Origin of the sequence: Bradyrhizobium sp. AZCC 1693, assembly GCF_036924745.1 — a bacterium.
Lineage (GTDB): Bacteria > Pseudomonadota > Alphaproteobacteria > Rhizobiales > Xanthobacteraceae > Bradyrhizobium.
On sequence record NZ_JAZHSD010000001.1, the window covers coordinates 6,355,654 to 6,369,573 of the forward strand.

Annotated in this window: 15 protein-coding genes; 7 read left to right on the forward strand and 8 right to left on the reverse strand. The window is 64.3% G+C overall.

Features of this window, described 5'->3' with window-relative positions:
* Positions 1-122: 122 nt before the first annotated feature.
* Positions 123-1,298 carry an IS481 family transposase gene (locus V1293_RS30165; RefSeq protein ID WP_334505689.1) on the reverse strand — a complete coding sequence of 392 codons (1,176 nt, stop codon included), beginning with the start codon at positions 1,296-1,298 and terminating at the stop codon, positions 123-125.
* Between the two features lie 239 nt (positions 1,299-1,537).
* On the opposite strand from V1293_RS30165, the gene V1293_RS30170 reads away from it, so the two are divergent.
* Positions 1,538-2,443 (forward strand): alpha/beta fold hydrolase, encoded by a 906-nt coding sequence (locus V1293_RS30170; RefSeq protein WP_334514661.1) that lies wholly within the window; start codon positions 1,538-1,540, stop codon positions 2,441-2,443.
* Between the two features lie 146 nt (positions 2,444-2,589).
* Here V1293_RS30170 and V1293_RS30175 read toward each other — a convergent pair whose 3' ends face one another.
* On the reverse strand, positions 2,590-3,036 hold the full coding sequence (locus tag V1293_RS30175) for a nucleoside deaminase (RefSeq protein WP_247517706.1): 447 nt from the start codon (positions 3,034-3,036) through the stop codon (positions 2,590-2,592).
* 165 nt (positions 3,037-3,201) lie between these two features.
* On the opposite strand from V1293_RS30175, the gene V1293_RS30180 reads away from it, so the two are divergent.
* Positions 3,202-5,388 (forward strand): pseudouridine synthase, encoded by a 2,187-nt coding sequence (locus tag V1293_RS30180; RefSeq protein WP_334514663.1) that lies wholly within the window; start codon positions 3,202-3,204, stop codon positions 5,386-5,388.
* Between the two features lie 7 nt (positions 5,389-5,395).
* The gene (gene rsmD, locus V1293_RS30185) at positions 5,396-5,959 is read left to right on the forward strand and encodes a 16S rRNA (guanine(966)-N(2))-methyltransferase RsmD (protein ID WP_334514665.1); all 564 of its coding nucleotides are present in this window, start codon (positions 5,396-5,398) and stop codon (positions 5,957-5,959) included.
* Between the two features lie 183 nt (positions 5,960-6,142).
* Here rsmD and mutL read toward each other — a convergent pair whose 3' ends face one another.
* The gene (mutL, locus tag V1293_RS30190) at positions 6,143-7,954 is read right to left on the reverse strand and encodes a DNA mismatch repair endonuclease MutL (RefSeq protein WP_334514667.1); all 1,812 of its coding nucleotides are present in this window, start codon (positions 7,952-7,954) and stop codon (positions 6,143-6,145) included.
* Between the two features lie 239 nt (positions 7,955-8,193).
* On the opposite strand from mutL, the gene V1293_RS30195 reads away from it, so the two are divergent.
* Positions 8,194-8,508, forward strand: coding sequence for a ribbon-helix-helix domain-containing protein (locus V1293_RS30195; protein ID WP_334514669.1), 315 nt, complete (start codon positions 8,194-8,196; stop codon positions 8,506-8,508).
* A 70-nt stretch (positions 8,509-8,578) separates the two neighbouring features.
* Here V1293_RS30195 and V1293_RS30200 read toward each other — a convergent pair whose 3' ends face one another.
* From V1293_RS30200 to V1293_RS30215, 4 genes are read right to left on the reverse strand one after another with little or no spacing between them, the layout of a single operon-like run.
* Positions 8,579-10,147: a GMC family oxidoreductase gene (locus tag V1293_RS30200; protein WP_334514672.1), complete on the reverse strand. Its 1,569-nt coding sequence runs from the start codon at positions 10,145-10,147 to the stop codon at positions 8,579-8,581.
* Positions 10,148-10,183: 36 nt separating this feature from the next.
* On the reverse strand, positions 10,184-10,732 hold the full coding sequence (locus V1293_RS30205; protein ID WP_334514674.1) for a gluconate 2-dehydrogenase subunit 3 family protein: 549 nt from the start codon (positions 10,730-10,732) through the stop codon (positions 10,184-10,186).
* 35 nt (positions 10,733-10,767) lie between these two features.
* On the reverse strand, positions 10,768-11,163 hold the full coding sequence (locus V1293_RS30210) for a VOC family protein (protein WP_334514676.1): 396 nt from the start codon (positions 11,161-11,163) through the stop codon (positions 10,768-10,770).
* Entirely contained in the window at positions 11,164-11,484 is a 321-nt protein-coding gene (locus tag V1293_RS30215; protein WP_442894383.1) for a c-type cytochrome, read from the reverse strand.
* Between the two features lie 572 nt (positions 11,485-12,056).
* Here V1293_RS30215 and V1293_RS30220 point away from each other — a divergent pair.
* The 3 genes from V1293_RS30220 (at position 12,057) to V1293_RS30230 (ending at position 13,278) form a co-directional block, all read left to right on the forward strand.
* On the forward strand, positions 12,057-12,347 hold the full coding sequence (locus V1293_RS30220) for a hypothetical protein (RefSeq protein WP_334514680.1): 291 nt from the start codon (positions 12,057-12,059) through the stop codon (positions 12,345-12,347).
* A gap of 194 nt (positions 12,348-12,541) precedes the next feature.
* Positions 12,542-12,748, forward strand: coding sequence for a YgaP family membrane protein (locus tag V1293_RS30225; protein WP_334514681.1), 207 nt, complete (start codon positions 12,542-12,544; stop codon positions 12,746-12,748).
* Positions 12,745-13,278: an RNA polymerase sigma factor gene (locus tag V1293_RS30230; protein ID WP_334514682.1), complete on the forward strand. Its 534-nt coding sequence runs from the start codon at positions 12,745-12,747 to the stop codon at positions 13,276-13,278. The genes V1293_RS30225 and V1293_RS30230 overlap by 4 nt, the downstream gene beginning before the upstream one ends.
* A gap of 76 nt (positions 13,279-13,354) precedes the next feature.
* Here the strand turns inward: V1293_RS30230 and arfB are convergent, their stop codons facing one another.
* Positions 13,355-13,774 (reverse strand): alternative ribosome rescue aminoacyl-tRNA hydrolase ArfB, encoded by a 420-nt coding sequence (gene arfB / locus V1293_RS30235; protein WP_334514684.1) that lies wholly within the window; start codon positions 13,772-13,774, stop codon positions 13,355-13,357.
* Positions 13,775-13,920 lie beyond the last annotated feature (146 nt).

The window sequence follows — 13,920 nt, forward strand, 5'->3', positions numbered from 1 at the left end:
TTTCCTCGCTTTTTGTTCCTGTTGGTCGGGCTTGAGGAATGGCTTAAACCTGCGGTCTGCCAGCGGCAACGGCAAACAAAGTTTGAAGCAATGACGCACAGCCGTCATACCCCGCGCAGTGTTTAGTCCGGAGACATGGCTGACACCTGTTCGGACACATCACTGACAGGTTGGTCATTGGTCAAGTCGATCGATGCGACCTGCCAACTGGCAAAGAAGATACCGTAGTGGCCGTCGCGATCGAGCGGGCGGATGGCAAGGCGCTCGCCGACGAAGGCTTTCGGAACTTTCCAGAACTGTCCCTTGAAAGAGATGTAGCTTCGGGTCGGCGAGACGGTCCGAACCGTCTCGCCGAGGTCGTATTGCACCTCCGGAATACGGGCCGGCATCGCACGTGAACTCGGCCGAAAGCGGTCGGCGGGGACGCTCATATCGAGGCCTTGGTGAGGCCGCTCCAGATTGTAGACCATGCGCCAGGCGTCGAGGGCGCGCTGGACCTCCGGCAGGGTGCGGAAGGGGCGCATGGCAAACACTTCGGCGTTGAGGGTGCGATGGAAGCGCTCGTTCTTGCCGCGGCCCTGCGGGTGGCACGGTCTGGCATGCACCACCCTGATGCCGAGCTTGAGCAGCCACACCTTCAGCCCGGTCCAGCGACCGCCGGACGTATCACCCCAAGGTGAGCCGTTATCGATATAGAAGGCCTCCGGCAGGCCATAGCGGCGGAACGTGGCCGTCAGATGCTCCTGCACCGTGGGACGCTGCTCGTTCTCACACGCCTTCAGGCACGGGACATAGCGCGAATGATCGTCGATCACCGTCAGCGGATGGCATCGCGTCCCGTTGGCGAGTGGCATGTGGCCCTTGAAGTCCATCTGCCACAACTGATTGGGAGCTTCCTTCTCGAAGCGATGGCCTGGATTGGGCGGCGCATTCTCGCTCGGCTTGATCCGGTCGTTCCGACACAGGATCCGATGCACGGTGGACGGCACTGGCACAGCCTGCCCATTGCGCTTCAGGCAATGGGCGATCTTGCGTGCTCCCCAAGCAGGATGCTTGTCGCGCACAGTTACGACCCGCGCCTCCACGGCAGCGGCGCTGCGCTTGGGCATCCGCTTCGGACGACGGGACTGATCCGAAAGCTCCCGATCGCCGGCCTGCCATCGCCTCAGCCATTTGTAGCCCACATCAGGACTGATCCCGAACCGCCGGCAGAGCTCCCGGCGGTTCGCTCCTTCCTGCAAGGCAAGTCGCACGAACTCGCGTCGCTGATCCATTACTGACACCTCGCTCCACGGCATGGACGGCTCCCGAATCGACCAATCCAGCCAATTTTGATGTGTCAGCTATGTCTCCGAACACCCGTCAGTGATCTGTCCGGGCTAAACAGCAGGCGGGGGATCCAGTACGCCGCGGCGGCTGTTGTTGATCGCGACGCTGGTGTTTACTGGATCATCCGCTGGAGCCTGTCATCGGGCGCGCATTCGCGCGACCCGTTGGCGGATGATGACAGACTGCGGATGACGAGAGAGTGTGACCCATGCCCGATCTTGCCGATCTGTTTCCCGGATACGCGTCCGAATGGATCAACACCTCGTCGGGCCGCATCTTTGCCCGCGTCGGAGGCAAGGGTCCGCCGCTGTTGCTGCTGCACGGATTTTCCTCGACACATGTGATGTGGCACCCGGTCGCGCCGCAACTGGCCGACAGGTTCACGCTGATCATCGCCGACCTGCCGGGCTATGGCTGGTCGGATATGCCCCGCAGCGACGAGAACCACACGCCCTACACCAAGCGCGCGATGGCAAGTGCGATGGTGGAGGCGATGGAGCAACTCGGCCATGTGCATTTCGCGCTCGCCGGCCACGACCGCGGCGGGCGCGTGTCGTACCGGTTGGCGCTCGATCATCCCGGCCGGTTGTCGAAGCTCGCCGTGCTCGATATCGCGCCGACCTATGATTACTGGGAGAAATTGAACCGGCTCTCGGCGCTGAAGATCTACCATTGGGCGTTTCTGGCGCAGCCTTATCCGCTGCCGGAGACGCTGATCTCGGGTCATGGAGAGTTTTTCCTCAAGGAGAAGATGGCGAGCCAGACCAAAAGCAAGACGCTCGACGCCATCGATGCGCGCGCGCTGGAGCATTACCTGGCGCCGTTCCGCGATCCCTCTCGTATTCACGCGATGTGCGAAGACTACCGCGCGGGCGCCTATGCCGATTACGAGATCGACAAGGTCGATTTCGATGCCGGCAAGAAGATCACGGTTCCGATGCTGGCGCTGTGGGGCGATGCCGGGGTTGCGAGTGCCGCAACGACGCCGCTCGATACGTGGAAGAAATGGGCGACGAATGTATCGGGTGCGCCGGTGGATTCCGGGCATTTTCTGACGGAGGAGAATCCGGACGTGACGGCGAAGTTGCTTAGAGAGTTTTTCCTGGATGCGTGAGAAATCTCGCCGCACATGAAGCTCGTCATACCCGCGCAGGCGGGTATCCAGTACGCCGCGGCTTCTCGGTCAATCCCTGCCGTCTCTGGAATACTGGATCATCCGCTTTCGCGGATGATGACAGCGGAGTTTGGGGCGCGACCCGCTTACCGCCTCACCTTGAAAAACTCCTTGAGCAGCGTCGCCGCCTCCGTCTCCCCGACCGCCGAATAAACCTCCGGCACGTGGTGGCAGGTCGGCTGGGCAAAAAACCGCACGCCGGAATCCACCGCGCCGCCCTTGGGATCGGCGGCGCCGTAATAGAGCCGGCGGATCCGGGCAAACGAGATCGCGCCGGCGCACATCGTGCAGGGCTCCAGCGTGACGTAGAGGTCGCAATCGACCAGCCGCTCGGTGCCGATGGCCTCGGCCGCCTGCCGGATCGCCAGGATTTCGGCATGCGCCGTCGGATCGCGGTCGGTCAGCGTCCGGTTGCCGGCCGTGGCGATGACCTCGTAACCCCTGACGATCACGCATCCGATCGGAACTTCGCCGGCTTTTCCGGCGTTTTCGGCGGTTTTCAGCGCCAAATCCATGAAAGAAGGGACAGTCATGCCTCGTATCATCGGAAGAAACCTGCTACTAGCTGCGCCTTCAGCAAACGTGGATGCCGGTTTTGCGTGAGAATGCGCCTTGAGCGAAGCGCGCGCGCGTTGCCGCTTTGACAGCCTATCCGCATCCGCCTGATAGCCATTTTACCTGCACCTGAGAGACCATTCATGCCCCGCGATAACGACAAAAACAATGATTCTCGCGGCCGGCGTGACCGGCCGTCCGGCGGTAAAGGCCGCTCCGGGGCGGCGAGGGGGCCTGAAAAGAAGCTCGCCAAGCGCGGGTTTGCCGGGAAGGACGACGGCGAGCGGCGTCCCTATGCCGGAAAGTCCGACAGTGCGAGGTCGTTTGGCAAGAAGCCTTATGCGGGTGGGGGCAAGCCCTACGCCGGCAAGCGCGACCGCGACGACGATCGTCCGCCGCGGCGCGATTTCGGCGACGCGCCGCGCCCGCGCGGCGATCGGCCGTTTACCCGGGATCGCAATCGCGACTCCGGGGATCGCAATCGCGACTCCGGGGATCGCAAGAGCGACTCTGGGGACCGCGGACCGCGTAAGGATTTTCGCCCGCGCGATGATGGCGGCGAGAGGCGTTCGTTCAAGCCGCGCGGCGACCGGCCGAATTTTAATCGCGACGACCGGCCTCCGCGCCGTGATCGCGACGACGCTCGCCCGGCGGGACGTTTCTCCGATCGGAAATTTGGCGACAAGAAGCCTTATACCCCGCGAGAAGGCGGCGGCGAGAAGCGGCCCTATACGCCGCGTGGCGAAGGTTTTCGTAAAGACGGCGACCGTCCGCGTGGCGATCGGCCCTTCAGTGCCCGGCCGTCGCGCGATGGCGATCGCCCCCGTGGCGACCGGCCCGAGAGAAAATTTGGCGGTGACAAGAAGTTCTCGCGCGGTGCTGCGGATCGCAAGAGCGACCGCGGCGATCGCGGCCCGCGCAAGAATTTTGGCGCCGACCGCGGCGACGCAAAACCGTGGCAGAAGCGTGAGGATCGCGGCGAGCGTGACTCCCGTCCCGCCCGTGACGGCGCGCGCAATTTCGACAAGCCGCGCTTTGACCGGCCGCGCGACGACCGCGGCGGCGAGGAGCGTCCGCGCTTTTCGCGTTCGCGTGAAGATCGCCCGAAATTCGATCGTCCCCGCCGGGATCGCGAGAGCGACCCTGGGAGGCCGGCCGGCCGCACCGACTGGCAGGAGCATCCGCGCAGCGAAGGCGACCGCCCGCGCCGCGACAATGAGGACGACAGCAGGATCTTTGCAAAGCGCCCCGCCTTTGGCGGCCGCGGCGCCTATCGCGAGCGCAAGCCTGAATTCGACAGGCGCGCGCCGCAGCCGCCGCGCGTCAAGAAATCCGGCGAGCGCATCGCCAAGGTGGTTTCCCGCGCCGGCCTCGCCTCGCGCCGCGACGCCGAGGAATGGATCACGCAGGGCCGCGTCACCGTCAACGGCCGCGTGATCAATTCGCCGGCGCTCGACGTCACTGCCAACGACGTGGTCGCGGTCGACGGCAAGATATTGCCGCCGCGCGAGCGCACGCGGCTGTTCATGTATCACAAGCCGCGCGGCCTGATGACCACGCATGCCGACCCCGAGGGGCGGCCGACGGTGTTCGACAATCTGCCGGAAGGATTGCCGCGGCTGATCTCGATCGGCCGGCTCGACTTCAACACTGAGGGGCTGCTGCTGCTGACCAATGACGGCGGGCTCGCGCGCGCGCTCGAACTGCCCGATACCGGCTGGCTGCGGCGCTATCGCGTCCGCGCCCATGGCGAGGTTACGCAGGCGCAGCTCGATGAACTCAAGAAGGGCGTCGAGGTCGACGGTGTCAAATACGGCTCGATCGATGCGACGCTGGAGCGCGACCAGGGCGCCAATGTCTGGCTGGTGTTTGCGATCCGCGAAGGCAAGAACCGCGAGGTGCGCAACGTCATGGCCCATCTCGGCCTCGAGGTGAACCGGCTGATCCGCGTCTCCTACGGCCCGTTCCAGCTCGGCGAACTCGCCGAGGGCGAGGTCGAGGAGGTCAAGACGCGGGTGCTGCGCGAGCAGCTTGGCGAGAAGATCGCAACGCTCGCCGGTGCCGATTTCAACCGGCCGATGCCCGGTGAAAAGTCTGACGAAAAATCCGACGACGATGAGACTGAAGCCCCGCGCGGCAAAAAACAGTTCAAGCCGGCTGGAAAAAGCGCGCTGATCGCCGACCGCAAGGGCCGCCGCGTGCTGGTGCAGCGTACCGGCAGCGAGGAGGCCCGCGCTCGCAACGAGGAAGAGGCCAATGGCTACGGCCCGCCGCGCCGCGCCAAGCGCGGCTATCACGGCAAGCGCGATTTGACGCCGCGGGACGAGTAGCTGGGCGATGCGTGTCGTCGGCGGACGATTGAAGGGCCGCAACCTGGCCTCGCCATCCTCGCAGGCGATCCGCCCGACGGCGGACCGGTTGCGCGAGTCCGTGTTCAATATCCTGATCCACGCCTATGACGATCCGATCGAAGGCGCGCGTGTGCTCGACCTGTTTGCGGGAACCGGCGCGCTCGGCATCGAAGCGGTATCGCGCGGCGCCGGCTTCACGCTGTTCGTCGACAATGGCGCCGAGGCCCGCGCGCTGTTGCGCAACAATGTCGAGGCGCTCGGCCTTGGCGGCGTGACAAAAGTCTATCGGCGCGATGCCACCAATCTCGGTCCGGCGCATCCAATGGAGCCATTCTCGCTGGCCTTCCTCGATCCGCCCTATGGCAAGGGACTTGCGGAGCAGGCGCTGGCCTCGCTGCGCGATGGCGGCTGGCTGACGGCGGGCGCGTTGCTGGTGGTGGAGGAGGCGAAGGCTGCGGCGTTTGCGGCGCCCGACGGTTTCGAGGAACTGGAGCGGCGGGCGTATGACGATACGGAGTTCGTGTTTTTGCGTGCCGGTGTCCAACCCTGAACCGTCATGCTCCGCCAACGGGTCGGCCGAACGGCCGCCCGATGACAGGCTCCGGCGGGGCATCCAGTACGCCGCGGCTTCTCGTCTGAATTGTTGATGTCTCTGGAATACTGGATCGCCCGCCCCAGTGCGCAATTGCGCACAAGGCGGGCGATGACGGTTGAATGTGCGGAAACGCTGTCCTTACCTTCTCCCGAACAGCTTCTCGATATCGCTCAACTTCAACTCCACATAGGTCGGGCGGCCGTGGTTGCACTGGCCGGAATTCGGCGTGTCTTCCATCTCACGCAGCAGCGCGTTCATCTCTTCCGGCTTGAGGCGTCTCCCGGCGCGGACCGAGCCGTGGCAGGCCATGGTGGCGGCGACATGCATTAAACGTCTCTCCAACGGCAGCGCCTCGTCCCATTCGGCCATGTGCTCGGCGAGATCGCGCAGCAGGCCCGCCGCATTGGCTTTGCCGAGCAGCGACGGCGTCTCGCGCACCGCGACCGCGCCAGGGCCGAAAGAATCGATCGCGAGCCCGAAGGAGCAGAGTTCCTCGGCGCGGTCCAGCAGCTTCTCGACCGTCGCCTCATCGAGTTCGACAATCTCGGGGATCAAGAGAATCTGCCGCTGCACGCCGTTCTTCGCCAGCGATGCCTTCAGCTTCTCATAGACAATGCGCTCATGCGCGGCGTGCTGGTCCACCACGATCAGTCCATCGCGGGTCTGCGACACGATATAGGTTTCGTGGATCTGTGTGCGCGCTGCGCCCAGCGGCCGGTCGAGCAAGTCGGCCGCGGGCTGTGCCTCGAAGCGCACGTCGGCGGTCGGCGCGCCGACATCGAAGGCGGCCTGTCCCGCTTCGGCGAGCACAGACGCCGCCGTGCCGCCAAACGAAGGCACGGGGTTCACCGGATAGGCCGGCGAGCTTCGCCAGTCCCAGTTGGTGGGGCGCGGCGCAAAGGAGGGACGGAACGCCGACAGCGCCGCGCCGTCGGTATTGGCGGCGGTGCGCCGGCCTTCGCGGGCGAGACCGTCTTTCAGCGCGTGCACGATCAGCGCGCGGACGAGGCCGGCGTTGCGAAACCGCACCTCGGTCTTGGCCGGATGCACGTTGGCGTCAACCTCCTGCGGCTCCAGCGTCACGAACAGCGCCACGACGGGATGACGGTCGCGCGGCAGATAATCGGAATAGGCCGCGCGCACCGCGCCCAGGATCAGCTTGTCGCGCACCGGGCGGCCGTTGACGAAGAGATATTGTCCGAGCGCGTTGGCCCGCGTCAGCGAGGGAGCGGCGGCAAAGCCCTCGACCACGACGCCTTCGCGCTCGGACCGCACTTCGATGGCGCTGGAACGGAAATCGCTTCCCAGGATATCGCCGAGCCGCGTCAGCCGCCCCGCCGCGCCGGGCAGCGCGGCGGCCCAGGTCACCGGCGCGCGTTCCTCGCCGGCCAATGTGAAGGCGATATCGGGCCGCGCCATTGCGAGGCGCCGCACCACTTCGCGGATCGCTTCGGCTTCGGTGCGGTCGGTCTTGAGGAATTTCAGCCGCGCCGGCGTCGCATAAAAGAGATCGCTGACCTCGACGCGGGTGCCTTGCGACAACGCCGCCGGCATGATCGCCGATTTCACGCCGCCTTCGACTGACAGCGACCAGGCGTGCGGCTCGCTGGCGTGGCGCGTGGTAATGCCGAGCTTCGCCACCGCGCCGATCGAGGGCAGGGCCTCGCCACGAAAGCCCAGCGTGCGAATGCGCAGCAAATCCTCGTCGTCAAGCTTGGAGGTGGCATGGCGGTCGACGGCGAGCGCAAGGTCGCCATGGGGCATGCCGCTGCCATCATCGGTGATACCGATCCGCCGCCTGCCGCCGCCATCGGTGAAAATGTCGACGCGGCTGGCACCGGCATCGATGGCGTTTTCGACCAGTTCCTTCACCACGCTCGCGGGACGTTCCACCACCTCGCCGGCGGCGATGCGGTTGATAACCTGTTCGGGGAGTTGGCGGACGGGCATGGGACGGGGGCTTGAGCGTCGATTCGAAGGCTGAACCGCTATTGTAGGCGCCCGGGGCGGCAAATGCATGGGAAGAAGCCGAAGCCATGCCCGGCTGGGGATGAAATAAGACTATCGCCTTGAAGATGCTCAGATTCGCTCTCGGCGGGTCGCTGCGGCTCGGGGTTGGACTTGGGATTGTGAGGTCGCTTTCGCCGGTATATCGTTTAGAAAAATTATAATCTGACGGGAGGGACGCCATGTGCCATTTGTTCGCGCACCAGCCTCAACGCGACTATGAATCGCAGACCCGATCGCTGCGGATGGGCGGCCATTCCACCTCGATCCGGCTGGAAATGTCGTTCTGGGACACGCTGGAGGAGATCGCGGCGAAGGAGGGGATGAGCCTGGCAAAGTTCCTTACCACGCTGCACGACGAGGTCCTCGACCACCATGGCGAGGTCAAGAATTTTGCCTCGCTGTTGCGCTGCTCCTGCCTGATCTATCGCGCCAAGAGCGCTGTCGTGCCGGAATTTCGTGACAGCGCCCCTGCCATTCTGGACGCGGCCGAATAGAGTTTCGTGCGCTGGTCAAAGCAAAGCGGCTCTGTCCCATTCCGGACAGAGCCGCTTCATTTTTGCGAGCCTAGATTTCCTTGCGCTGCATCGCGCCGGCGATGTGGTCCGCCTGCCGGATCGCCAGCGAGACGATCGTCAGTGTTGGATTGCAGGCGGCGCCACTGGTGAACTGGCTGCCGTCGGAGATGAACAGGTTCTTGACGTCGTGGGCCTGGCCGAATTTGTTCACCACGCCATCCCTGGGCCTCTCGCTCATCCGGTTCGTGCCGAGGTTATGCGTGCTCGGATAGGGCGGCGTCGGATAGGTCACGGTGGCGCCGACGGCCTCGTAGACGGCGGCACCCTGCTTGTAGGCATGATTGCGCATCGCGACGTCGTTGGGATGATCGTCGAAATGCACGCTCGCCACTGGCATGCCGAACTTGTCCTTGGCCTTCGGATCCAGCGTGATGCGGTTGGTTTCCTGCGGCATATCCTCGCCGACCAGCCACATGCCGGCCATGCGCGGATAGGACTCCATCGCGCTGGTGAAGGAGCGTCCCCACGCACCGGGGTTCAGGAACGCCGCCATGAACGGCACGCCGATCGACAGCGTCTCCATCTCATAGCCGCCGACGAAGCCGCGTTTGGCGTCGTTCTTCGCTTCGTCGCGGATGATGCCGGCCATGGTGGTGCCGCGATACATGTGCACCGACTTCTCGAACGCCGCGTACACGCTGCCGGTCATGTGCCGCATATAATTGCGGCCGACCTGCCCGGAGGAGTTGGCAAGACCGTCCGGGAACAGGCTCGAGGCGCTGTTGAGCAATAGCCGCGGGCTCTCGATCGAGTTGCCCGCCACCGCCACCACGCGCGCCTTCTGGCGCTGCATCGCGCCGCTCTGGTCGGCATAGACCACGCCGGTCACCTTGCCGGACGCGTCGTGCTCGATCTTGATCACCATGCTGTTGGGGCGTACCTCGAGATTGCCGGTCGCCTCGCCCCTGGGGATCTCGGTATAGAGCGTCGACCATTTCGCACCCGACTTGCAGCCCTGGAAGCAGAAGCCGATCTGCTGGCAGGCGCCGCGCCCGTCGCGTGGCGCGCTGTTGATCGCCATGTTGCCGGTGTGCACGGTCTTGTAGCCGAGCTTCTTTGCACCTGCTTCCATTACCTTGAAATTGTTGTTGCCGGGCAGCCCCGCAATGCCGTTGGTACGGGTGACACCCATCTTGTCCTCGGCCTTGGCGTACCACGGCTCCATTTCGGCGAGCGTGATCGGCCAATCCTGCAGATTGGCGCCCGGGATGCTGCCGTAGGTGCTCTTGACCTTGAACTCGTGCTCATCGAAGCGCAGCGACGCGCCGGCCCAGTGAGTTGTCGAACCGCCGACCGCCTTGACGATCCAGGCCGGCAGGTTGGCGAAGTCCTTGGCGACACGCCAGCTTCCGGATGTCGTGCGCATGTCCGACCAGGCGAGCTGGGCAAAGCTCTCCCATTCATCGTTGACGAAATCCTGCATCTCGATGCGCGATCCGGCTTCAAGGATAACGACCTTGACGCCTTTTTGCGCAAGCTCATTGCCGAGCGTTCCGCCGCCCGCGCCGGAGCCGACGATCACGACTACGCCGCTGTCATTCAGATCGAATTTTGCCATGTTGAATTCCTCCCTGACTGTTCGTTGCCTGTGGCCTTAAGCCTTCGGGAGCCAGTCGATGTCGGCGAAGCCGCGCTGGATGTAGCCGCCGTGCTCGGCGGAGGAGCCCTCGTAGCCGAACTTCGGCCAAACCTCTTTCTGGTTGTAGAGGGAGACGACGAGGTCGCCGCGGATCTTTTGGAAGAAGACGGTCTGCTCGATGCGCTGCAGCAGCGCGACGCGATCATTTTCCCACGCCACCTGGGCGTAAGGCACCTTGTGACGATCATTGGCTTCCTGATCCAGACGCGCGACGCCGTCATTGATCAGCGCCTTTGTGGCGGGATCTTTCGCCGCCTTGCCGTCCCACGGCTTGATCGCGGCGATGTAGTAGCTGTCGCCCAGGAAGTCGTGCGGATAGATGTCGCGCGCGACCTTCACCAGCGTCTTGAGCGTCGCCGGCGTCAGCGTGGTGGCGTCGTCGGCCCAGGCGTCGCTGACAGTCAGGCCAGTGCTGGTCGCGATCGCGACGGTCGGCACCGCCGTGGCCGCGCCCTTCAGGAAGATGCGGCGATCATATTTGCTTCGACGATCGACTTCTCTCATGGGTGTGTCCTCCATTAAACGTTTGTTGATTGCGATTAACCGAAGCGGCCGCCTCGCTGGATCACTTCGATCTTGTAACCGTCGGGGTCGGCGACGAAGAAGAAGCGTGCCAGCGTCTTGCCGTCATGCTTGAAGTCACGCAGTGGCCCGGGCGCAAGATCTTCGCGCGCGAATCTCGCGTGTTCGGCGTCGACATCATCGACGACGACCGCAAGATGGCCGTAGCCGTCGCCCAGCGAATAGGGCTCCTTGCGATCGAAATTGACGGTCAGTTCGACCTCGAACGGCGAGGACGGATGACGCAGATAGATCAACGCGAAATCCGCAAACTTGAGATGGTCGGCGACCTCGAGTCCGAAGGCGCGTGCGTAGAAGTCCAGCGACTTCGCCTCGTCGAACACGCGGATCATCGAGTGAACGGGTTTTGCCATTCAGTTCAGCTCCCTCAGATAGGCGATGATGGCGGCGCGGGTCTCCGCCTTGGGCTGGCGGTAGGCCATGTTGGAGCCCGGGACCATCGCCTGCGGATCGGCGAGATAGGTATCAAGCCTGGCGTCGTCCCAGACGAAGTCGGCCTTGGCGAAGCCGGCGGAATAGCGAAAGCCGTCCGCCTTGCCCGCCGGCTTGCCGACGATCTTGAACAGCGACGGCCCCTGGCGGGTCGGGTCGGACAGGTTGGTGGTATGGCAGGTCGCGCATTGCTGCTTGAACAGCGTCGTCCCATCCGGTGGCTTGGCGGCGGGCAGTGGCATCTGTGCACCGGCCATCGTCACGACAAGCAGCGCGGCGCAAAATCCCAGCCCGATTGCCCGTGTCGTGCGCAGCTTCGTCATGTGCTTCACCATTGGCGTGCGCAGACTGTAGGTCGCGGAAAATAGGCGGTGGTAGTAGCGGGCTGTTTCACGACAGAACAAAGCGGTCGGGCTCCAGGCCGGCCTCTCAATCTTCAGACCGCAGGTGCGAAAGCCTGACCGCCCGCGAACCGAAACCCGTGCCCGGCGGATGGCGTGAGAGCGTTTGACGGTCACGCCAAACCAGGGAGCGCGGTCCGGCCGCATCGCTGATAGCGTGTCACAGGACGATTTTGGCGGAACTTTCATGAACGGATCCACGCAGGGTTCCCGCCGCCGTATATGCGGTCTGCGTGTGGCCAAGGATTCGCAAAATTACCCCGAAATCCCTGCACGATTACCACATCGCGCGGCTTGCATGGCGGGCGCGCCGTTCGCGGATAACGACTGATCCGGCGATGAGCATGTTCGGGTTGTGAACGGTGCCTGAAGAAACCGAACTGTTCTTCGTCAACAAAACCTTGGAGAATTGGATGAAGCTAGTGAAAACCTCGGCGATCGCGGTTGCAATCTCGGCCCTGCTTGCCGGCCCTGTATTGGCGCAAGGCGCCTCATCCGACACGCAGATCCGCGGCGGTGCAAAGGGCACGACCCAGATGCAGGGCGGCGCGTCAGGCAGCATGGACGAGGACGCCACTGCGCCGGCGGGCGCCGCCAACCAGAGGGCCGGCGCGAAGAGCGGGACGAAGGGCACTGTCGGAGCCGGCAGCGGCACGCCCAAGACGACCGGCGGGGCGACTACCCCTCCAGCGACCGGCAAATAGACGCTCCCCGGAGGACACCCGTCTCCTCCACCGGGGTTGCCCTCCAAACAGAACTCCGGCCGCGATAGCGGCCGGAGTTTTTTTGTGCATTTTTTTGTGCCTTGGCCCGAGTTCCGCGAACCGAAAGCCCGACTGGACGGCTCTATCTGACGAGAACGCGATGAAGTTCTCTCGCTGAAATCAAAGGAGCTGTTATGTTTTACCGCAAGAATTTGCCGGGCTGGGAGCGGGCGATGCGGACGATCGGGGGCGTTGTGATGATCGCGTACGGGCTGCTCGGCATGCCCGGTACGATGGCCGGCTATTTGATCGCGGGCACCGGCGTGGTCGCGATTCTAACCGGCTTTTTCGGCTTTTGCCCGATGTGCGCGATGATCGGCCGGAGGCTTCCTTCGCCATGACCGCGCTGGCCGGTGCGGGGCGTTGCGACCCCTCGCTGATCGAGGCCGCGCGCGGCGGCGACGCCGATGCGCTGGCCTCGCTGATCGCGGTAGCCCAGCCCGACATCCGCCGCTATGCCGCGCGCAATTGCCGCGCGGCCGATATAGATGACGCGGTTCAGGAAACGCTCTTGCTGCTGTACCGCCGGGTCGGCACGCTGCGCGCGGTGACGTCGCTCTCGGCCTGGCTGTTTGCGGTGGCGCGCCGTGCCTGTCTTCGCCTGCTGCGCCGGACGGCGGGAACGGCGGACGCTTCGGCCGACGATGCGGAAATGCGTCTGGCGCATCTTAGGCCCGAAGAAATTCGCATCGACCTTTCCCGCGCCATCCAGTCGCTGCCCGATCACTACCGCGAGGTGATCCTGCTGCGCGATATCGAGGAATTGTCGATCGACGAGATCGTGGGCGTTCTTGGGCTGACGCGCGAGAGCGTCAAGGCGCGCATTCATCGCGCGCGATTGATGATCCGGGAATATCTGATCCGGGACTGATGGAGAGCGTTTTCAAGCGAAGTGGATACCGGTTCGCGTCAAGAAAACGCGTCAATCAAAAGATTGGCGGCAGCCCTTAATCGTCGAAGCGCGCGGTGTTGCGCTTCGCCTTGACGTCGCTGCGGCGCTTCTTGCCTTCCAGCCGCCGCTGCTTCGATCCGAAGGTCGGCTTGGTCGCTCGCCGCGGCGTGGGGCGGATCATGGCTTCGCGCAGCATTTCGAGCAGGCGGTCGATGGCGTCGGCGCGGTTGCGCTCCTGGGTGCGGAAGCGCTGGGCGTGGATCACGATCACGCCTTCCTTGGTCATGCGCTGGCCGGCAATCCGGTTCAGCCGCAGGGCTGCGTCCTCCGGCAGCGTGACCCTGCGCGTATCGAAGCGGAGCTGGGCTGCTGTCGCGAGCTTGTTGACGTTCTGCCCGCCCGGGCCGGAGGCGCGGACGAAGCCGATCTCGATGTCGCTGTCGTCGATCGTGAGGTCGCGGGAAACCCGCAGCATGGCGTTCACCAAAGTCGTCGTGCCCGGGCAGTAGCGCGAAGCGCGCCTTCGCGCTAGATGTCCCGGGCATCCACGTTCTCATAGCACAGCATCATGAAAGACGTGGATGGCCGGGCACAGGCGAGCGGAAGCGACGCCGTCCTTCG